This window comes from Psychrobacter sp. ASPA161_6, from assembly GCF_051970285.1.
GTDB lineage: Bacteria > Pseudomonadota > Gammaproteobacteria > Pseudomonadales > Moraxellaceae > Psychrobacter > Psychrobacter glaciei.
Genome location: NZ_JBEFNJ010000003.1, coordinates 400,652 through 422,173, shown reverse-complemented (window position 1 = coordinate 422,173; position 21,522 = coordinate 400,652). Strand labels below are relative to the sequence as shown.

19 protein-coding genes and 2 tRNA genes are annotated in these 21,522 nt (G+C 42.1%); 12 read left to right on the top strand and 9 right to left on the bottom strand.

Annotated features, from left to right (window positions below):
• Positions 1-56 precede the first annotated feature (56 nt).
• The 7 genes from ACTQ9T_RS11025 to ACTQ9T_RS10995 all read left to right on the top strand — a co-directional run bounded on the left by ACTQ9T_RS11025 (position 57) and on the right by ACTQ9T_RS10995 (position 5,102).
• Positions 57-464 carry a hypothetical protein gene (locus ACTQ9T_RS11025; protein WP_440465071.1) on the top strand — a complete coding sequence of 136 codons (408 nt, stop codon included), beginning with the start codon at positions 57-59 and terminating at the stop codon, positions 462-464.
• 258 nt (positions 465-722) lie between these two features.
• The gene (locus ACTQ9T_RS11020; RefSeq protein WP_440465070.1) at positions 723-1,025 is read left to right on the top strand and encodes a hypothetical protein; all 303 of its coding nucleotides are present in this window, start codon (positions 723-725) and stop codon (positions 1,023-1,025) included.
• 240 nt (positions 1,026-1,265) lie between these two features.
• The gene (locus ACTQ9T_RS11015) at positions 1,266-1,994 is read left to right on the top strand and encodes a TIR domain-containing protein (protein WP_440465069.1); all 729 of its coding nucleotides are present in this window, start codon (positions 1,266-1,268) and stop codon (positions 1,992-1,994) included.
• Between the two features lie 93 nt (positions 1,995-2,087).
• Positions 2,088-3,197, top strand: coding sequence for a hypothetical protein (locus ACTQ9T_RS11010; protein ID WP_440465068.1), 1,110 nt, complete (start codon positions 2,088-2,090; stop codon positions 3,195-3,197).
• Positions 3,198-3,439: 242 nt separating this feature from the next.
• Positions 3,440-3,853, top strand: coding sequence for an OsmC family protein (locus tag ACTQ9T_RS11005; RefSeq protein ID WP_440465067.1), 414 nt, complete (start codon positions 3,440-3,442; stop codon positions 3,851-3,853).
• A 13-nt stretch (positions 3,854-3,866) separates the two neighbouring features.
• A complete protein-coding gene (locus ACTQ9T_RS11000) occupies positions 3,867-4,331 on the top strand; it encodes a flavodoxin family protein (RefSeq protein ID WP_240216840.1) in 465 nt (154 codons plus the stop codon).
• A 96-nt stretch (positions 4,332-4,427) separates the two neighbouring features.
• Positions 4,428-5,102 carry a DUF938 domain-containing protein gene (locus tag ACTQ9T_RS10995; RefSeq protein WP_440465066.1) on the top strand — a complete coding sequence of 225 codons (675 nt, stop codon included), beginning with the start codon at positions 4,428-4,430 and terminating at the stop codon, positions 5,100-5,102.
• 111 nt (positions 5,103-5,213) lie between these two features.
• On the opposite strand, the gene ACTQ9T_RS10990 is transcribed toward ACTQ9T_RS10995, so the two are convergent.
• On the bottom strand, positions 5,214-6,005 hold the full coding sequence (locus ACTQ9T_RS10990) for a dienelactone hydrolase family protein (RefSeq protein ID WP_440465065.1): 792 nt from the start codon (positions 6,003-6,005) through the stop codon (positions 5,214-5,216).
• 558 nt (positions 6,006-6,563) lie between these two features.
• Here ACTQ9T_RS10990 and ACTQ9T_RS10985 point away from each other — a divergent pair.
• Positions 6,564-8,651, top strand: coding sequence for a catalase (locus ACTQ9T_RS10985; protein ID WP_440465064.1), 2,088 nt, complete (start codon positions 6,564-6,566; stop codon positions 8,649-8,651).
• A gap of 303 nt (positions 8,652-8,954) precedes the next feature.
• Positions 8,955-9,740 carry an MBL fold metallo-hydrolase gene (locus tag ACTQ9T_RS10980; RefSeq protein ID WP_440465063.1) on the top strand — a complete coding sequence of 262 codons (786 nt, stop codon included), beginning with the start codon at positions 8,955-8,957 and terminating at the stop codon, positions 9,738-9,740.
• 176 nt (positions 9,741-9,916) lie between these two features.
• On the opposite strand, the gene ACTQ9T_RS10975 is transcribed toward ACTQ9T_RS10980, so the two are convergent.
• The 4 genes from ACTQ9T_RS10975 to ACTQ9T_RS10960 all read right to left on the bottom strand — a co-directional run bounded on the left by ACTQ9T_RS10975 (position 9,917) and on the right by ACTQ9T_RS10960 (position 13,907).
• Positions 9,917-9,992, bottom strand: a tRNA-Lys gene (locus ACTQ9T_RS10975).
• A 152-nt stretch (positions 9,993-10,144) separates the two neighbouring features.
• Positions 10,145-10,220: transfer RNA gene (locus ACTQ9T_RS10970), tRNA-Lys, on the bottom strand.
• Between the two features lie 184 nt (positions 10,221-10,404).
• Positions 10,405-12,354 carry a MacB family efflux pump subunit gene (locus ACTQ9T_RS10965; protein WP_440465077.1) on the bottom strand — a complete coding sequence of 650 codons (1,950 nt, stop codon included), beginning with the start codon at positions 12,352-12,354 and terminating at the stop codon, positions 10,405-10,407.
• A 224-nt stretch (positions 12,355-12,578) separates the two neighbouring features.
• Positions 12,579-13,907, bottom strand: a complete 1,329-nt coding sequence (locus ACTQ9T_RS10960; RefSeq protein ID WP_440465062.1) for an efflux RND transporter periplasmic adaptor subunit — start codon at positions 13,905-13,907, stop codon at positions 12,579-12,581.
• Positions 13,908-14,073: 166 nt separating this feature from the next.
• Here ACTQ9T_RS10960 and ACTQ9T_RS10955 point away from each other — a divergent pair, with 166 nt between their 5' ends.
• Complete coding sequence (locus ACTQ9T_RS10955; RefSeq protein ID WP_440465061.1) at positions 14,074-14,520, top strand: Imm63 family immunity protein; 447 nt, start codon at positions 14,074-14,076, stop codon at positions 14,518-14,520.
• Here ACTQ9T_RS10955 and holA read toward each other — a convergent pair whose 3' ends face one another.
• The 3 genes from holA to leuS all read right to left on the bottom strand — a co-directional run bounded on the left by holA (position 14,521) and on the right by leuS (position 19,146).
• Positions 14,521-15,597, bottom strand: coding sequence for a DNA polymerase III subunit delta (holA, locus tag ACTQ9T_RS10950; RefSeq protein WP_440465060.1), 1,077 nt, complete (start codon positions 15,595-15,597; stop codon positions 14,521-14,523).
• Between the two features lie 58 nt (positions 15,598-15,655).
• Entirely contained in the window at positions 15,656-16,318 is a 663-nt protein-coding gene (locus tag ACTQ9T_RS10945) for an LPS-assembly lipoprotein LptE (protein ID WP_440465059.1), read from the bottom strand.
• A gap of 122 nt (positions 16,319-16,440) precedes the next feature.
• A complete protein-coding gene (leuS, locus tag ACTQ9T_RS10940) occupies positions 16,441-19,146 on the bottom strand; it encodes a leucine--tRNA ligase (RefSeq protein WP_440465058.1) in 2,706 nt (901 codons plus the stop codon).
• 211 nt (positions 19,147-19,357) lie between these two features.
• On the opposite strand from leuS, the gene ACTQ9T_RS10935 reads away from it, so the two are divergent.
• Complete coding sequence (locus tag ACTQ9T_RS10935; RefSeq protein ID WP_440465057.1) at positions 19,358-19,735, top strand: Spx/MgsR family RNA polymerase-binding regulatory protein; 378 nt, start codon at positions 19,358-19,360, stop codon at positions 19,733-19,735.
• Positions 19,736-19,820: 85 nt separating this feature from the next.
• Positions 19,821-20,180: a hypothetical protein gene (locus ACTQ9T_RS10930; RefSeq protein WP_413190099.1), complete on the top strand. Its 360-nt coding sequence runs from the start codon at positions 19,821-19,823 to the stop codon at positions 20,178-20,180.
• A gap of 162 nt (positions 20,181-20,342) precedes the next feature.
• On the opposite strand, the gene argB is transcribed toward ACTQ9T_RS10930, so the two are convergent.
• Positions 20,343-21,254 carry an acetylglutamate kinase gene (argB, locus tag ACTQ9T_RS10925; protein WP_440465056.1) on the bottom strand — a complete coding sequence of 304 codons (912 nt, stop codon included), beginning with the start codon at positions 21,252-21,254 and terminating at the stop codon, positions 20,343-20,345.
• Between the last annotated feature and the right edge of the window lie 268 nt (positions 21,255-21,522).

The following is a 21,522-nucleotide window of genomic DNA, read 5'->3' as shown; positions in this document are numbered from 1 at the left end:
TGGGTGCGGTTTGGGAAATGCAGTATAGTATTATCTATAATATCGGTTTAAAGTAGATGAGTAAAATAATCAATAAAACCAAGCTAGAAATCAAACTAGGACAGAAACCGATGTTAATTATTAAACTGACTGATAGAAGAGAAACCCTAGATGATATTGAGAAAATATGTCTATATTTAACAACGCACAAAGAGTTGTTGCCTTTGATAACCACTGAAGAAGGTAAAGATATTTATTATATTTTAAAGCCAACATTTAAAGCTGATCACAACGAATCTGAAAAGAAAGCGCACTGGGAAAAAGTATTTAATGAATTTACGCTAACTGATAATAAAAGCGATGAAATGCGTTTTTATAGAGAGGAAAAAACAGACGCTCTATACTTTGGTACTAAGAAAGGATTTGAGACCCTAGAAAGTATCAATAATGATAAACCTGCTATTAAAAGTAGATTTAACAACTAAGGCGTATTTATTACTTACAAATAGGCACTGCTAATCGCTAAAACGGTTTCAGACAAGGCGTAAAACGATGGTAATGCTTGTCTTTAACTAGGTTTACAACACACTGCTTATATATAGTCCGTGAACTACTAAACCGCTATGGCGTTACCCTCCTTAGATGTACTACTTATACAATCTGCAGTCGGCTGCCTTGTCCCATTTTAGAGTTCTTTGACTATAGATCTGATAGGAAAGCGTTAAGCTAATAAAGGAAGGTTCATGTCAAATTGGTCACTGGTTCTAACATCATTTTTGCATATTACGATTGGTGGGGCTTTTTCACTTGGTTTTCTCTTTTATATCTGTGCAGAAAATAGTCCTGTTTTATCTAAATTTGAAAATACGGTTTTGTTTACTTTACTTATCGCATATACATCATCTTTATTAGTGAGTACTGGACTGGCCATTTACTATTATGTGGCACTTAATAGCGAGTCATACTATTTATGCTTTTCGCTATCATGGGGCTTACTCATATTGCTGTTAGGTTATTGGACATATATTTCAGCGAGATTTAGCTAATAAGCTGTTTAAAAAGGTTTGGTGATCAGTGGTCTTTTTGCTATAAATAAAGGGGTTACAGAGTATCGTTTAATGTGGATACGGTAATTGTTATATTTTCAGTCTAAATGGCTTCATTGTTAAAGCAATATAGGCTAACTAAAGTAAACTACGTTTCTATATTTATATTGTTGGCCTTTAATATTAATGCTAAATTTAGAAGATAAAATTATTTTTTAAATAATAACTTGAGGAGTGAATTTGAAACCTAAGATATTTGTTGCATCATCTGTTGAAGGATTAGATATAGCCTATCCTATGCAAGTTAATTTGCAGCATGATGCTGATCTTACTGTTTGGAGTCAAGGTGTCTTCTCCTTATCAGTCACTCCATTAGACTCAATCACTGAAGCCTTAAAATCATCAGATTTTGGTATTTTTGTTTTTAGTCCTGATGATGAAACTGTTATGCGTGGTAATGTCAGCAGTACAGTAAGAGATAATGTGCTATTCGAATTAGGCCTATTTATTGGTAAGTTGGGTAAAAGGCGTTGTTTTATAGTAATGCCTGATAATGTAAATCTTCATATTCCAACAGACTTAGTTGGGGTTACACCAGCGACATATTCAGGAATTAGAGGTAAATCTGAGATAGCAGCTTCTTTAGGGCTTGCTTGCCACGAAATAAGGAGAGCTATAAGGTTGCAAGGTTTAAGTAATAAAGATATAGATGTCCAAAAAATTCCTGCGAATGATCATGATAATTACGATGATAATGATAAAATCGCTCTTTTAGAGTCATGGTTGATAAATGAGGCCGAAGAAAATAAAGCAATTAAATATATAGATATTGATAACCATCTTAAAATTGAACTAGGTTCGACTAAAAAATTACTTCCTACTATCTCTGAACGTAATCCCTTTTTCAAAATTAATATTGCTGGCAGTAATATATTCAAATTTAATAATGATTTCGATTCTGTCTATTAGTTGATTTACAAAAAATAAACCAGAAGGATTTACTTTGTTATTTTAGCTTAAAATTTCTTTTCTTAGCGAAAATCAGCATTTTTGGAGATGTCAGTGGCAAGTAATATTAAGCAAAATAAAAATGACGTTGATGGATGGTTCACTGCTGTAGTTACTAATGGAATTATTTTTCTTGAATCTTCAGTTAGTAATTTGTCAAAGTCTCCTAAAAGCTCACTGATCGATCTATACACTGCAATAGAGCTGTTTTTTAAAGCTCGACTAATGAAAGAGCATTGGTCACTCATTATTTCAAAGCCAGAATCAGCAGTTAAGCAAAAATTTGAAAGTGGTGACTTCCGTTCTGTTTATCTAGAGCAAGCATATATTCGTTTGAAAAATATCTGTGGAGAAAACATTGAAAAAGAAGCTATGGATAATTTTAAAGCTTTGGGTGAGCATCGAAATCAAATTGTTCATTTTGCTCATACAGGGTTTTCAGGTAAAGAGACAGAAGTAGTTATCGAGCATTGGGTCTCATGGTTTCATTTGCATAAACTATTAACTAATAATTGGGCTGATATTTTTTCTAGCCATCTAGGCTTAATAGATGAAATAGATGTAAAAGTTAAATTGAACCATAATTTTCTTAAAGCCAAGTTTGATTTGATTCAAGATGAAATTGAAATAGAGAAGAAAAGAGGGAGTCGTATCGTCTCTTGCACATCATGTGGATTAGAGTCAGCTAAAGTTCGTAAATCACATGGCTGGGGTGAAGATATCGAGTGCTTAGTCTGTGATGTGAAAGATTTAAAGTTGAAAGCAATCGAAACTTCAATACCATGTTTAAACTGCAATAAAGAAGTTAAGTACTTTATGGTTAAGGATCATAAATGCACTGAGTGTCAGATAGAGTTAGCTTCTGAATATGCTCTGGAGAAATATACTGAAATATATCAAGAGCAAGATCCTGAAGTCCGTTATGGTGATGGGGCTGATCCATTGGCTTATTGTCACAAATGTCATATCGAAAAACAAACAGTATTAAACTTAGAAGGTATGTGGGTTTGTGTTGAATGCGAAGATCGTGGTTGGGCTGCTTTAGATTGTGAAAATTGTGATAGTTTCGTTACAGGATATGTGGAAGCTATTAGATATTTTGCTTGTCATCGCTGCGAAGACGAAGTTAGAAAAAATTATGTAGATAAATGGGGAAATATATAGCTGAAATTACAAGTTAGATATCATAATACTTTTAAGTTGAATCAATACCACAAATTAAGTCCCACTATAGGTTTAGATAACTATTCTAAGTGATTAGATCTTATATATAAAGGCCTTCCTCGCACATTACAGAGCTTAATATTCCATATTGTAACTAATGGAGCATAAGTTATTATTGTCTAACAGCGTTATACTATTTAAAAAGAAGTAATCTAGAAAAAACAACTACCAAAGAGAACCCTATGCCAACCTCAAAAGTAACCTACCAAGGCAATTTACGCACCCAAGCCATTCATCTACAGTCAAACAATCAAATCATTACCGATGCCCCTATAGATAATCATGGCAAAGGTGAAGCGTTTTCACCGACTGATTTATTGGCGACGAGTTTAGCCAGTTGTATGTTGACTATTATCGGCATCAAAGCCCGTGATATGGACATTGATATTGCAGGTACTACTGCTGAAGTAACCAAAGTGATGGCTGCTGACCCAAGACGCGTGAGTGAAATACATATCATTGTAATATTCAACCTTGAACTTGATGATAGAACGCAAACGATATTTTATAACACTGCCCTGACTTGTCCGGTAGCTAAGAGTATTCATCCTGATATTACTCAGAATGTCATTTTTAGATGTGCAAAACCGCTTTGATAAGGTGATTACTATGGCTGCTAAAACGCTACTTATCGTCGCTCACGCGCCATCGCCCAATACTCAGAAATTGGCGCAGGCAGCTTTCGACGGTGCCAATCATCCTGATATAGATATCAACGTCATTTTGAAGTCACCGCAAGATACACAGCCTGAAGACGTGTTGGCAGCTGACGCGCTACTACTAGGTACGACTGAAAATTTGGCGTATATGGCAGGGCTGACCAAAGACTTTTTTGATCGTTGCTATTATCCAGTGCTAGAAGAAAAGCAAGGTATGCCCTTTGCATTGTATATACGAGCAGGCCATGATGGTACGGGTACTAAGCTTGCGATGAAAACGATTACGACGGGACTGCGTTGGTCATGGATTCAAGAGGCGCTGATACTACAAGGTGATTGGCAAGATAGCTTTGTTGAGCAAGTAGAAGAGCTTGCTATGACGCTAGCAGCTGGGGTAGAGGCGGGTATTTACTAATAGTGAGATACGATGACTGAGTTAATATTTGATAATACTCATTAATCTATCGAAATCAATGCTAAGAAAATAATAGACGGTCTGGAGAGAGTAGTGATGCATGACGCTAATCTAAATAGTGACAATCTAAATAATAAAGTGGATATTTCTGCATTGCCGTTTTCTCAAGCGTGTGAGAATAATAAAAAGCCTATCCTTGAAGTACTAGAAAGTGAGCTACAAGGCTTTAATCATGTACTAGAGATTGGCTCTGGAACGGGTCAGCATAGCGTGTATTTTGCATCAAACTTACCTCATCTCAAATGGCAAACTAGTGATGTGGTTAGTAATCATCGTCATATAATAGCTTGGCATCATGCTTATCCTGCGCCCAATTTATATCTGCCACTGGTGTTTGATCTGGTGCATGATTCAGTACCTGTTAGTAGTCATTTAGATAATAGTGATATAGCCAAACCTTATGATGTGATATTTACGGCAAATACTTTGCATATTATTAGTTGGGCTTTGGTTGAACGGTTATTTGCATTGGCTGGTGATGCGTTACCTACTGATGGCAAACTGATTGTATATGGCCCATTTAACGAAAATGGTAAATATACCAGTGAAGGTAATCAGCGATTTGATGCGATGTTGAGAGCAGGCAATCTTGATAGTGGCATTCGTGGCAAAGAAGACGTTGTTAGTCTAGCAAACGCCTATCATCTACAACTTCTAAAAACGTATGCGATGCCTGCCAATAATCAGTTATTGGTATTTCAAAAAAATTGAATAGCTAAGGTTGCATAAAAAAAGACACCTCAATGGATCGTTATCAGATCTTGATTGAGGTGTCTTTTTTTGTCTACTTATTTGGTTACTGATATTTTTTATGCTGCTAGATTACTTGTATTCTTCTGCTAAAAAATCCAAGTAACGTTTCCAAGAGCGCTGATCGGCACGTGCATCATATCTATCGCTGCCAAATACGCTAAAGGCATGTGGTGCGCCGCTATAGGTGACCATCTCATGCGGTATCTTGGCTGCTTCTAATGTCTTACCCAAAGTCGCAAAGCTCTCTAGCGAGACAGATTGGTCAGCTGAGCCGTGGAATACTAGGATTTCTCCCGTAGTTTTGTCATAGCTTTGACCGGTTGGAATATCAAAGGTACCGTGGAAGGGGACAAATGCTTTTTGCTCAAAGCCTGAACGTGCTAGCTCTAACGCGACCGTACCGCCGAAACAATAACCCATAGTCGTGCCTTTGCGCACATCATTGCCTTGTAGTTGTCCTGCCGTTAGTGCCCCTGCCAATATGCGACGCATTTTATTACGGTCATCATATAGCTCCCCAGTTAGGCGTTTGTTTTCTTCGATAGAAGTAGGACGAATGCCTTGTCCAAACATATCGGCTGCCAATACGTTGTAGCCTTCAGCCGCTAACATATCAGCACGTTTGCGTTCATAGTCAGTTAGACCATCCCAATCATGAATCAATAAGATAAAAGGTGCGTTTGGTTTATCCGCCTTGGCGTAATAGCCTTCGTATGCTTTGTCATCGACCGTATAGGTAACGTTTTTGGTCGTGATAGCAGCAGCTGTTTGACTGAACGTTAATGCCATTAGACCCATTGACGCGCCTACTAGCAACGAGTGATAAGGTTTTTTAGTCGGGGAGCTTAGAGTTGGTAGCATAATGGATTGCCTTATAGTTATATAAAAAGTAGTCGCATCGTCAAACTCATATAAATCCGCTACATCGTCATCCTCGCTAACCATACTAATGTATAACTTGCGCTCGGTTTTCTTGTATCGAAATTATTTGAATTCAACGGTATAAAAAAGATAAATATAAGGCTAAAACCATGCCAATTTATTTATCGATAGTCTCTAGTACTTCATAAAAGCATACCTTAAAGAATAACTACATTACAAGATTCTATTGTTAACGTTGATGCTCTTTTAACGCCTTCTAAAATGCTGGTTCATAGCGACTGTAAACCTTAACCAAACATCAACAAGGTTTACTATATACGCAACTATATTTGACTTAATTTTTGGGTAGTATAAGTCCTAAGCCTATTATTCCTTTATGAATTTTAGTGCTTTATAAATTTAGCGCTAGGCAATGCTGAAGACACAGACAAATAATTGACAGATGAAGTCATCATTATCTCAAAGGATATCAAACCTGTGTAGGCACTCTTTTAGTGATTTAGAAGAGCACTCTCAATCTATTAGCTAGGACTTTTTATGAATAATAATATCGATCATACTGACCCCGCCAAAGACATGAATACTGAACGTGGCAATGGTGGTGAAACCCATCAACGCGCAGGCGATGACACCAAAGTATTGACCACGCAACAAGGTGTGGCTATCGCTGACAACCAAAACTCTCTAAAAGCAGGCTCACGTGGGCCGACGCTGTTAGAGGATTTTGTGCTACGTGAAAAAATCAATCATTTTGACCACGAGCGCATCCCTGAGCGCATCGTCCATGCTCGTGGTAGTGCAGCACATGGTTATTTTGAGCTGACAGAGTCACTAGAAGAATATACAACTGCCAAAGTGTTGACCGAAACGGGCAAGCAAACGCCATTGTTTACGCGTTTCTCAACGGTAGCAGGTAACAAAGGCTCAAAAGACACGCCACGTGATGTTCGTGGTTTTGCTGTCAAAATGTATACAGAAGAAGGTAACTGGGATATCGTTGGTAATAACATGCCAATCTTCTTTATTCAAGACGCGATGAAGTTTCCAGATTTGATTCACGCTGTAAAACCAGAACCAGATCGTGGCTTCCCGCAAGCGGCGTCTGCTCATGATACGTTTTGGGATTTTGTCTCACTAAGTCCTGAAACCATGCACAACCTAATCTGGCTGATGAGTGACCGTGGTCTGCCACGTAGCCTACGCATGATGGAAGGTTTTGGTATTCATAGCTATCGCTTGATTAATAAAGATGGCAAAAGTACCTTTGTACGTTTCCATTGGAAACCAGTACTGGGCGTACAGTCGACCACATGGGATGAAGCCGTGAAAATCTCAGGCGCTGATCCTGATTATCATCGCCGCGACTTGTTTGAGTCAATCAACAATGGTGACTATCCTGAGTGGGAGTTTGGCGTACAGTTATTTACCGAAGAAGAAGCCAATGCGTTCCCGTTTGACCATCTCGACGCGACCAAACTGATTCCAGAAGAGTTGGTGCCAGTAAAAGTCGTCGGTAAAATGGTGCTGAATCGCTATCCAGATAATTTCTTTGCAGAAACTGAGCAAGTAGCGTTCTGCCCATCGCATTTGCCACCTGGTGTTGATTTTAGTAATGACCCATTATTGCAAGGTCGTCTGTTCAGTTATTTAGACACTCAGCTATCACGTTTAGGATCACCAAACTTTGCACAGATTCCTATTAATGCACCAAAATGTCCGTTTGCTAACAATCAGCAAGATGGTCATATGCAGATGCAAGTGCCTAAGACGCGTGTACTCTATGAGCCACAAAGCCTAGATCCAACTCGTCCGCGTGAAAGCGCTAAACGTGGCTTTAATTCGTTCCATGAGCAGTTAGATGATGGTGTAAAAGGTCGCGTACGTGATGAGAGCTTCGCTGATCATTACAGCCAGCCACGTATGTTCTACCGTAGTCAGACGGCTATTGAGCAAGCGCATATTGCTTCTGCTTATGCGTTTGAGCTGGGCAAAGTAGATACGGCGCATGTACGCACTCGTATGCTGAGTCATTTGATTCATATCGATGAAGATTTGGCCAATCGTGTAGCAACGGCGCTGGGTATGGAATTGCCAGAGCCTGCTGATGCCGCTGCACCTGTACAGGATATGGGAACGTCTAAAGCGGTACAAACGATTGGTCTAACGCCTGATACGCTAAAAGGTCGTATGATCGGTATTTTAGTTGCAGAAGGTTCTAACAGCAGTGAAGTCAAAAAATTCGAAGATGCTGCTAAAGCGCAGGGTGCTAGCGTCAAAATCGTAGCGCCTAATAAAGAAGTCTTATTGGATGATGGTACACGCATACAAGCTGACGAGCGCCTCGCTGGTGGTCCGTCAGTGATGTTTGATGCCGTGGTTAGTATCATTATGCCAGAGCAGGCTAAGAAGCTAGCAAAAGACAGTGCAGCGCTAGATTGGTTCAATGATGCTTATGCTCATTGCAAAGCCATTGCTTATTGCGGTGCGACCGATGAATTTATCTTAAGCAAGCTGCCGATTGAGAAAGATGAATTTGTGACGCCATTGGCTGAATTAGATACCTTTATTACCAATGCCAAGTCTCGTCTATGGGAACGTGAGCCAAAGGTTCGTGACCTTGCATAATCAATAGGTAGGTAATCTAGACTACGATTTCTCTTAAATACCAAATGTTTCCTTAAACCCAGCCTAAGCGCTGGGTTTTTGCTTTTTGATAATAAAGTGAGAGTGACCATGGATAAAACTATGCATGCAGTTGTTAATCGTTATTAACTGCATTGTCTCTGTATACTGCATTGCTTTTGTATATAGTCACGAGCGTTCACTCAAAGTCGTTTTTTTTGGACTGACGGACGTTATACTAAAGATTGTCTATAAAATTGAATAAAAGCCTCACAATAGTAACGATGAATGAGGTAGGGAATACCAATGAGTTTATGTGAAATCGTACGTTTAGAAGGCTATATCCAGAGTACCTACCTTGCGGTATATCCGGATAAAATCATGCTGCTAGATGGTGGCTGCCGTACTGATGTGACGATGGTGCTTGATTATATTAAAACGACGCTAAAGCGACCGATCACTGATCTAAAAGTAGTGGTGGTCACACACATGCACCCTGATCATGCAGGCGGGGCAAATAAATTTCGACAAGAGACCGGCTGTCTGATTGTCTCAGCGGACAAGAAAGATCAGTGGTATAGCGGTATTGGCGGGCGAGCGATGCACTTCGTAGATATAAACCTAGGATATTATGTGGCCAGACGTCAAGGTCGACCATTTAAAAACCTGTATTATTCTGCAAGCTTGAAACCAGATATTACGGTAAAAGATGGTGAGCTTGTGCCAAAGTTTGATGAATGGCAAGTTTTAGAAACGCCGGGACATACGGATCGTGATTTGTCTTTATTTCACCTGCCTAGCCGCCAAGTATACACAGCTGATTTGATCATCAAGCTACGCCATAAATTCGTTGCACCCTTTCCTGTCTATGACCCTAAAACATACATCCAGTCTTTACACAAGATAAGAGATTTGAAACCCTCAATGGTGATGATGGCGCATGGCCGAGAGCTGGCTATGGACACAGCAGATTTTGATCATTTTATTACCCAAGCGCCTAAGCATCCACGTACGATTAAGGATACGATCAAGCATAAATTGCTATGGAGAAAAGGAGGTAGCTTTAGACTCTTTAAGCGTAGGCGTGATTGATATAGTCAGAGCACTTTTAAACCGCTACGGTGTTATCCGTCCTAGATGTACTCAGTGTACTATCTGCGGTCGGTTGCCTTGTAGCGATTCTAAAATTCCTTGACTATAGCTATCAACGCTCATAAAAAGACAGTCGAAAAAAAGCCCAGTCACAAAATGACTGGGCTTTCTAAATATGGTGGGCTGTCCGCGACTCGAACGCGGGACCAATTGATTAAAAGTCAACTGCTCTACCAACTGAGCTAACAACCCTGAAGAGTGTATAAAAAGCATTTGCTTTTTAACTCTGCAAAAGAAAATCCTATGTAACGAACTTTCTAAAAACTAAACGATGTCTTTTAAACTTATCTTTATTGGTCTACTACCGGATAGGGCAGAACGATTAATAAAGATCAAACTAAATATGGTGGGCTGTCCGCGACTCGAACGCGGGACCAATTGATTAAAAGTCAACTGCTCTACCAACTGAGCTAACAACCCTAACGTTTAAAGTGTTTGTATCCCTAAACGTGAGAGCACATTATATATATTATTAAGACAATTACAACCCCGTATTAGGAAAAAAGTGTAAATCTCTCGTAAAACTGCATATTTCTTTGATTTTTTATCATCATTTCGATATTTCGTACTGAATACTTGGCCGAAATGCTTAGGTGTCTAGGTATTAATCCCGAGACAGTGCCTCTACAGGATCCAATTTGGCTGCATTGCGCGCGGGCAAGAAACCGAAAATAACACCAATCAGCGTCGAGCAGACAAAGGCGGCAATGATAGAGGTCGGTGAGTAAATGACTTTAAAGTTATCACCGCCAACACGATTGATCAGCTCACCAATAGCAAATGCTAAGCCAATGCCTAGCAAACCACCTAAAATACAAACCAAGATAGCTTCAATCAAAAACTGCTGCATGATGTCGTTTTGACGTGCCCCTACAGCCATACGTACACCAATCTCATTGGTGCGCTCGGTGACAGACACCAGCATGATGTTCATGACCCCAATACCGCCAACTATCAGTGAAATGACAGCAACAGATGATATCAATAGCGTTAAAGCGCCAGTTGTCGATTCGATTGTTTGACGAATAGAGTCTGAGTTGCGAATCTGAAAATCCTCTTCGCCATGACGATTTTGTATCAAGTCGGAGATAGCAGACTCGGCCACACTTGAAGAGATATCGTCACTTATCAAGGCTACAAATTGATCAATATTCGTACTGCCTCTAATCCGTGACATAACGGTGGTATAGGGCATGTATATGGTTGGTGTGGTCAAATCTTTACCAAAACCGCTATCATTTTCTTCCAGCACACCAATGACTCTACCAGGTACGCTACCGATGAGTATTACCTTACCAATAGGATTATCAAGGTCTGAGAAGAAGGCTTGCTTGGCATTGCTATCAATAATGACATCTTGGCTGCGTAAGTTGATGCTTTGTTCGTCAAACCCTTGACCCAATGCCAATGTCTCACCAGTGACCTCTAAGTAGTCTTGACCGACTCCATTGACGGTAGACTCTTCTTGTACGCTGCGATAACGAACGCTAGAGTTGGCGTTCACCTGAGGGCTAACGCTGATAATATAAGGCTGATTGCCCACCGCTTGTGCGTCTTCAGGCGTCAGATTGTCATCGTTGTAACGGCGTCTAGGGTCGCCTCTAGGATAGCCGTCGCTGACGGTAATGGTGTTGGTACCTAGTGAGCTGATATTAGCCAAAATCTGCTGCTGAGAGCCTTGACCTAAGCCTACAATAGACACGACAGCGGCAATACCAATAATGATACCTAACATGGTCAACAAGGTACGCATTTTATGCGCGCGCATGGCAAGCAAAGACATTTTAAACGCTTCAAGTAGCCGATCAACGAAGCTACCAAATGCGCTTTTACGATGCCCACCGAGGATAGAGGCAGGCTTTTTGTCTGTGTGCTTGTAGTGCTCCGTTTGATAGTCAGCAATGATATAGCCGTCTTTTAACTCAACAATACGTTCAGCTTGCGCCGCCAAGTTGGGATCATGAGTCACCATAATAATGGTATGACCTTGTGCTTTGAGGTCATGCAAGATCTTCATGACATCTTCACCAGACTTGCTATCAAGCGCGCCAGTCGGCTCATCTGCTAAGATGACATCACCACCATTCATGAGCGCACGAGCAACTGAGACTCTTTGCTGTTGTCCGCCTGACAGCTGGTTTGGCCGACTATTGACCTTATCTCCAAGTCCTAAATCAGTTAATAGCTTTTCGGCACGGTCAATTCGAGTTTCTGTATCCATGCCAGCATATACGGCAGGAACTGCTACATTGTCTTTGGCACTAATGTCACCAAGCAGATGATAACGCTGAAAAATAAAACCAAAGTGTTCACGGCGTAGTTCAGCGAGCTCGTCAGCATCAAGCTTGCGTGCTGACTTACCATATATTTTATAGTCGCCAGCCGTCGCCTGATCGAGACAGCCCAAGATATTCATCAAAGTCGACTTGCCAGAGCCAGACTGCCCAATGATTGCCACCATTTCGCCTTGATTGATAGTCAAATCGATATCATGCAACACCCGAATCGTTTGCTCACCAGCAGCAAACTCGCGAATAATGCCAGATAGTTGCATGATGGGCTGGCCAGATGCCGATGAAGTACTATTCTCTGGATTTGCTGTAGTGGCAGAGCTATCGGCAGGCATGTATTGCTCTAAGTCTTGAGCCGTATCATCTTTAGGCAACGGTTTAGAAGCTGGAGGTATAGTCATAGCAGTGTCTTCAATCAAGTGTGGTGAGCGTCGTTATGAAAGGGCTGCCGCGCTCAAGCCCTCAATCGTCATATATAAAGAAAAAGTTACATTCTTGGTGGACCACCAGATTTACGATTGCTTCCTGAGTTCTCACCACTGTCTTCACTGATGATGACTTCTTCACCTTCTTTTAGACCACTTAATATTTGTGCGCTTACTCGGTTGTCGATACCGACTGTTACGGCTCGTTCTTCTACGCTGCCGTCATCTTTTAGCACGCGTACAAACTTGTTTGCTTTGACTTGTCCAGCCGTTTTGTTTTTAGCAGTGCTTTCTTGTATGACAGCTGATGGTACCAATAAAGCATTTTTGGCTTGGTCGATAACAATATAGATCTGAGCAGTCATATCTATGCGAAAACGCCGATCAGTATTAGGCACTTCGATGTAGCCGACATAGTAGATAGCAGCATCTGTTGAGCTGGTGTCACTAATCGTTTCGGGCGCAGGTTCAATGGCTTTTAATATGGCATCAAATTTTTGATCAGGATTGCCGATGACATTGAAATAAACCGGCATGTTTGCTTTGACATTAATGACATCAGCTTCAGAGATTTGGGCGTTGATTCTGACGGTAGACAAATCTGCCAAGGTCACAATAGTCGGTGCTGTTTGATTGGCATTGACAGTCGTGCCTTGCTCAGTGGTTACCGATACGACCGTACCTGATATTGGCGCGCGAATCGTCGTATAGCTAAGATCTTCTTTAGCCGTACTAACATTGGTCTGAGATTTTCGTAACGCGGCTCGTTGACTATTGACGTTGGCTGCGGCAGTGGCAATGGCCGCTCTCGCCGTATCGATAGCTGCTCGAGCATTCGCAACAGCAGCATTCGCGGTTTCCACGTTTGTCGCCTGAGTATCATATTCTTGCTGTGATATAGCATCAATAGCAACAAGACCCTGCAAACGTGAAAAATCTGATTGCGCTTGTCTCAATTCTGATTGACGACTGGTAAGATCAGCTTGTGCGCTTTTTAGACCTGCTTGACGGCTTAGTACCTCAGCTTCGGCGCTTTCGATAGCAGCGACACTTTGCTCAAGGGTAGCTTGCTCGTTGCTTAGATTATTATTCTGAGTGACTTGATCAATTTGTGCGATTAAATCGCCTTGTTGTACTTGATCGCCTACTTCAACATACAAACGAGTGACTTCGCCAGATACCTGTGCACCAACGTCGACCGTATTAAGCGCTTTAACCTTACCCGAAGCCATGACGTTGTTTTCAATATCGCCCATTTCAACGGTTGCCGTTAGGTAATTCGGAATCTCTTCTTTAGGTTTAAAGGTGTTATAAGCTAAGGCGATGAGTATCAGAACTACTAAGGCGATGATGCCCCATTTGATAGCAGGTTTTCTTTTCATTTTGGGCATAGGGCAATCCAATCACAGTAATAGCAAGTGTAAGTATAGTAGAGGCTTCATGTACAAAATGAAATGGGAATTAGTTTACGAAAGGTTAAGGTGTTTTTGTAAAAAAAAATAATAATTTGAACGTAGGTTAGGATAGTAAAATTCTTCATATTGAAACAGGGGTTTTATGATGTTAAATCATCAGCAAGTTCAAGATATAGTTAATGATTATGGTAGAAAAATAGGGTTGAGTACCAATGATATGATTTTAAGAAAAAAACCATCTGGATTTGGGGAGCCACATTTAGAGATAAGCGATGACTGTTACCATTATGTCGTATGTGAACGAGGTAGTGAACTCACTAGAGAGTCTTTTAGAGATGTAAACGATTTTATCTATAGATTTTTCGACACTATAACTTTTATGATAGCAGGTGAGTATCAACAGCAAAACATCGTATTTGGTGAAGATCAAAGAATAATTCGCTTTCATAAACAAATTGAACTTATGACTCAATTAAACTATGGGTGGGGTAGAAAAAAAGAAGCTGATATAGCAGAAATTTTACAGAACTCCCCTTATTTAGTTAACAAGATTACTTGGTTAAATAAGTTATTAAATTTCTTCAAATGATTAAACGGTAAACAAGCGCTTACCTGCTAATTCAAGCGCGGCCTGCAATAACAATTCCCACGGTGGCTGACGAACAAGCCCCTTAATCGCTTGATCACAACGATACAGCAGCGCAGGCCATTCAGCCGTTTGAGCTTTTGCTTGGCGGCGGCAGGCTTGTTGATATAATCCTTGCTTGCTACGCCAAATACCCAGTGCTTGCGGATCTTGGCCATCCATTAATTGTATGATTTGGCGCATGTCTTTGCTGATTGCCCACAGTACCAAGGTCGTCGGCTCATCAGTGGCTTTCAGCTGAAAAATGATTTTTGCCACTTGTGCGCTATTGCCTGCCAGCATTGCATCTGATAAATCAAAGACACTGAATTGGGCGTCGCTGACCAAGGCGGCTTGAAGATCCTTGATATCTAGTGCTACGTTTGGCGCGGTCGTTGTAGACTGATTATTGCCTTCGTGAGTTGAGTCATGACTACTAGCATCCAACTGCGGTGCAAATAAATAAGACAGCCGCCATAAGGTTTGATAGGCGCTTAACAGGTGATGCTCGGTGTGTGACATGAGCAGTTGCCATGCTTCTTGCGACAGCCTGAGTCCAAACTGCTGGGCTTGAATCTGCAACAGCTGCTGACGTTGCTGTTCGTTGTATAAATTGCAATCAATGACGTGACCGTACTGGGCAAATGGCGCAAACCACTTGCTGCTTTGCGCTCTTTTGTCTTGTTTGGGCGTTAGCCATAATAGACTGTGACTGTGCGCCCCTGTTTGTGCCTCAACGGCAAAGCGCTCAAGCTCAGCGATAACCGATTTGTCTGGTTTATGATTGCCGGTCACGATCAGCGCGCTAGCATCATCAAATAGAGATTGACTGCCAAGCTCTGACAGTACTTCTTGCCAGCTCTTAACTGATATCAGTTCTATACGTTTAATCGCGTAATTTTGCGCACGCCAATGCGGACGCAAGGCGTCAATCAGCCACTGACTCAGTAAGGGCTCATCTCCATGTGCCAGCCACAAACCTGCTACCGCCACGGATGACTGTAGTAGTTTGGGATAGGCTTGTATAAAAGTATCTTGCATAGACTAATGAGGACACAGGTTTATGAGGATGGATGTGCAGAATGCCGTACGCTAAATATTAAGGGTTTGGTGCGTTTGGTACGATAACTGCCGTAGATGCTGACCCTGCTTGTGATGGTGTATTGGCGCTGGTAGGGGCGACTCTAGGCAGAGCAATGGCGACATACTGATCAGTGATACGGCGTGCCAAACTGTCATAGAGCCAGTCACGAACTTGGTCGCCTTGCTGGTCATCAGTACTGACCGATGCTTCATTATACTGGTAGCTGCGCTCAACTTGGATGGGGTTGGTCAGCGTCACAATTTTGCCGTTTTGTAAGGCTTGGTAGCTGACATCTGCTGATATTACCAAGCGAATTTCTGTTAAAACGCCGACCAATTCATAACGCTTAAAGCGTATATTATTGACGCTAATCGCGGCAATGGGTTCCGCTGTAGCGTTTTTATTGTTATTGGTGACATCAGCCGAGGTCATATTATCAGTCACCTCGACACCCAAGGCCTCTAGGCGTCGTGTCAATGGTAACTTTAGTGGGAAGGAGGTACGATTGTCTTCGATAATGACTGCTGTTTTAGCAACATTAAATAGCATCGGCGTGTCATAACCTCGTAGCTGGAAGCCACAGCCGCTAAGCGCTGCTGTCGATCCAAGCACAGCAAACAGTGGCAAGCTTGTGAGTAATGCTGTCGCTAGCTTCTGTCCACTAGACTTTTTTGCCATACTGCATTGCCCATTTGGCTTACTTAATTTTGTTTGAGATGACTGCACAGCTCGATGCTTATACGACATAATCGCTATCCTTATGTTGATAAAAAGGCTTAAAACACTAAGTTTAAAAAGGTCTAGCCTGCAACCACGATATTGACCAGTTTATTCGGTACGACGATTTCTTTTTTGATTTCACCGGTCAAGAATTTTGCCACACTGTCCATCGAGCGTGCTTGCGCTTTTAGTTGTTCAGGGTCGCTATTGGGTGCGACATCCATCTTACCGCGCATTTTACCATTGACCTGTACCACCATCGTGATCATATCCTGTACTAGCGCACTTTCATCCACGGTTGGGTAGTTTAGGGTTAATGTATCGAGCCCTAACTGCTCAAGTAAATGCTCGCCTGCATGCGGCGCATAGACTGATAGCATAATGAGCAAATCAATCAGCGCTTCGTGCTGGACTTGTAGATCCTGTTCACTATCGGCTTTAAAGCTCGAAAGTTCGTTGGCAAGTTCCATGAGGCTTGAGACAGGCGTGTTTAGCGCCAGACGATCGCCCAAATCACTATCAATCTTGGCAATAGTCTCATGGGTCTTACGGCGTAAGTTTTTCGCTTCTTTACTTAAGCCATCCGTATTAAAGGCGGCATTGTTTAGCGTCTCAAAGCTTAGGTTTGCTTCGGTGAGCGCTTGCATATGCTCAGTAGCAATGCGCCATACTTTTTTAACGAAATTATAAGGGCCTTTTAGCGCGTCATCTGACCATTCTAGCGTTTGATCGGCAGGCGCAGTAAATAGGGTATAAAGGCGAACCGTATCAGCGCCATACTTATCAATGGTGATTTGTGGGTCAACACCATTGTTCTTTGACTTAGACATTTTTTCAATTTTGCCAATGGTTACTGGCTGACCATCTAATTTTAAAATGGCTTTAATCGGTTGACCACGTTCGTTGTAGTCAATATCAATATCTTCTGCAAAATAATAGGTCGTGCTGCCATCGGCATTAACACGGTAAAAAGTACCGGCAAGCACCATGCCTTGAGTCATAAGGTTGGCAAATGGCTCATCGCCTGACACCAGTGACTCATCGCGCATGAGCTTATGAAAGAAGCGTGCATACAGTAAATGCATGACCGCGTGCTCTACACCGCCAACATATTGATCGACCGGCAGCCATTTATTGGCAGCAGACTTGTTGACCATGTTTTGTGCATCATTTGGACTGGCAAAACGCGCATAGTACCAGCTCGACTCCACAAAAGTATCAAAGGTGTCGGTTTCGCGCTCAGCAGGATTGCCACATTTAGGGCAAGTCGTATTGACAAACTCTGGGATGTTTTTGAGTGGGTTACCGCGACCATCAGGAACAACATCCGTAGGCAATACTACTGGCAAATCTTGCTCTTCGACTGGTACGGTGCCGCAATGTTCACAGTTGACCATTGGGATAGGGCAACCCCAATAGCGCTGGCGAGAGACGCCCCAATCACGGAGACGATATTGGATCTTTTTCTTCGCAAGTTCCTGTGGTTCAAGCTTGGCTAGCATCGCTTCAAACGCTTGCTCAAAGTCCAAGCCGTCAAATTCACCTGAATTGACCAAAATATTACGCTCAGTATAGGCAAGATTTGGCTCAGAACCATCTGTTTTGGCTTCGGCGATAACAGACTCAGTATGACCATCAGGAGACTGGATAACTTGTTTGATAGGTAAGTCGTATTTAACGGCAAATTCATAATCGCGTTCGTCATGCGCCGGTACAGCCATGACTGCGCCAGAGCCGTAGCTCATCAGCACATAGTTGGCAACCCAAACAGGCACTTCTTCGCCAGTCAATGGATGCGTCACGGTGAGACCAGTGTCCATACCGATTTTTTCTGCTTTGGCTAGGTCTGCTTCCGCAACTGAGCCTTTTTTGCAAAGCGCACAAAACGCAGCAATCGTTTCATCATGCTCAGCCGCATACTGCGCCAATGGATGCTCAGCGGCAACCGCTACATAAGTGACGCCCATCAAAGTGTCGGGACGGGTAGTAAAGACGTCTAAGCTATTGGCTTGGCCGGCAAGCTCATAAGGGAAGTGAACTTCCATACCCGCACTACGACCAATCCAGTTGCGCTGCATGGTCAGTACTTCAGATGGCCAGTGACCTTCTAATTGATCCAAGTCATCAAGCAGCTCGTCAGCATAATCGGTGATATTAAAGTAATACATCGGGATGTCGCGTTTTTCGACCGCTGCACCACTACGCCAGCCTTTACCGTCGATAACTTGCTCGTTGGCTAAAACTGTATTATCAATCGGATCCCAATTGACCGTCGCCAGCTTCTTATAGACCAAGCCTTTTTTGTATAACTGTAAAAACAACCACTGCTCCCACTGATAATACTCAGGGCTACAAGTGGCAAATTCACGCGACCAGTCAATCGACAAGCCAAGCAATTTTAGCTGCGCGCGCATGCTATCAATGTTAGCGAACGTCCATTTGGCAGGCGGCGTCTGATTGGCAATCGCGGCATTTTCAGCGGGCAAGCCAAAACCGTCCCAGCCCATTGGCTGCATAACTTCATAGCCCTTGAGGCGATAGTAACGGCTCAGCACATCTGAGATGGTATAGTTACGCACGTGACCCATGTGCAGCTTGCCACTTGGGTAAGGGAACATCGACAGCATATAGCGACTTGGCTTATCGCTAGGCTCGTTGCCCACTTCATAACGCTTATCCGTTGCCCATTTGGCTTGTTGCGCAGCTTCAATTAGCTGCGGCTGATAGTAGGTGCTGTCATTGGTATGATTAGTATTAGAAGGTTCTGCTGTCACGGCGTTGCTCATAGTCGGCTCGAAATTGATTAATACGAATAAATTGGGTGAAATTTCACAATGCCATAGCATAGCGTAATTTGGCAAAAATTGCGACGATATGATGGTGCGCTTGCTCGATATGTTTGATGTTTTAAAAACTAACGATGGCTAAGTTTCCGCTCTCATGCTCGGTAGTGTTCGGTATAATAAAGACAATAATGATAATTGACTTGGAGCTTATATGACCATCACCATTTACGGTATCAAATCTTGTAGCACGATGAAAAAAGCTTTTACTAAGCTTGATGAGCTGAATGTAGGTTATGATTTTCATGACTATAAAAAGCAGGACATCGATAAAGAGAGTGTAGAGCGCTGGGTAAAAGAGTTAGGTATTGATAAAGTGCTCAACAAGCGCGGCACCACATGGCGCAAACTAACCGATGAGAAAAAGCAAACGGCTGATGCCAGTGTGGACAATGCGATTGATTTGTTGGTGGAAAATACCAGTATGATTAAACGTCCGATTATAGAAGGTCAGATCGACGATAAAAATCAAGCTCAGCAAATACTGCTATGCGGCTTTGATGCCACTGAATTTGAGGCAAATTTTCAATAAAAAGCTATCACTTTGGCAAATTATAAACTATGCTACTTATTAGTAGAATTAAGTTTGTTCGTTTGTAATAGTCAAGGATAAGATTATGAAAAATTTATTGTTAATGGCAGCGTTGGCGGTGAGCCCTTTAATGGTGACGAGTGTGCAAGCAGCTGACTCGTCTACCAAAATTACCTTTGCAGATAATAGCTATTGCGGCAGTTTTACCGGTAATATTAAAAATGGTAAAGTGTTTCGCTTGTGGCTCATGCCAGATCAAAATCTGGTCATTCGCAATGTGGGTGACGATCGTATCAATGTTGCTTATGTCACAGGGCCAAATGGTCGCCTCGATGGTGACCGTTACGAAGATAGCACTTCTTATTTTACCGAGCGTAAAGGCAATCACCATATGAAAGTATACGGGAATAGTAGTTATAGTTCCGTAGAGTTCTGCGCTTATTAAGGTCTGTTTAGCAATCAGCAGTCCTAATATTTGAATGTTCAACAGACCCTAAACTTGTTTGACTATGATTTGATTTCATAGCATTCAATCAATAAAGCCCGAACTTAGCATTGTCTAGGTTCGGGCTTCGTTTTTTGTACATCTGATTTGGTTAGTTGCTTGTTAGATCACCGTAGAATCTATCTCACGACTAATCAGCGTGCCGACACCTTCGTTGGTGAAAATCTCTAACAGCGTCGCATGAGGCACACGACCATCAACGATAACCGCACTTTTTACGCCACTGCGCACCGCATTGAGCGCACATTGAATTTTCGGAATCATACCACCTGAGATAGTACCGTCTTCAATCAAGCTGTCCACTTTCTTTGGCGTTAGTCCGGTGACGACTTCACCGTCACGACCCAATACCCCTTTGATATTGGTCAACAACATGAGCTTTTCCGCTTGCAAAAATTCAGCAACTTTACCCGCGACCAAATCGGCATTGATATTATAGGTATTGCCTTCGCTGTCGACCCCAAGTGGGGCAATCACAGGAATGAAATCAGAAGCAATTAGCATATTAATCACGTCTTTATTGACGCTGACCACATCACCGACAAACCCTAAATCGACAGGCACAGCGATACCATCTGCGCCAATTTTTTCCATCATTAGTTTTTTGGCTAAAATTAAATTGGCATCTTTACCCGTCAGACCAATCGCGCGGCCACCGTGCTTATTGATTAAGCTGACGATAGATTTATTAACGCCGCCGCCTAGTACCATCTCGACAATATCCATGGTGCTTTTGTCAGTGACTCGCATACCATCAATACGCTCAGATTTGCGTCCGAGCTCCTTTAATAAATTATCGACTTGCGGTCCACCGCCGTGTACCACTACCGGATGCAAACCCACTGTCTTTAATAATACAATATCACGTGCAAAAGAGCTCTCAAGCTCAGGATCAGTCATTGCATTACCGCCGTATTTTACGACGATGAGTTTACCGACGTAGCGTTGGATATAGGGCAACGCTGTAGTCAATACTTCAGCGGTGATTTTGGCTTCATCCAAATTAAGCGTCATGACAAGCTCCTAAAATTTAGTTCGAAAAGAGATGGGTTTAAAAAGTTGGTTTATTACGGCTGACTATCGTTAGACAGGCTTATCTTAGGGCGTGTTGAATATTCACAAATAGGCACTGCTGATTGCGAAAACTGTTCTAGACAAGGCGTAAAACGACGGTAATGCTCATGCCTTAACTAGGTTTACAACGCAGCATAGGACAGTTTTCGCATCAGCTCGAAGAGACAGGTCTATTTTTTGCCATTTCATGGTTAAAAATAGACGCTTA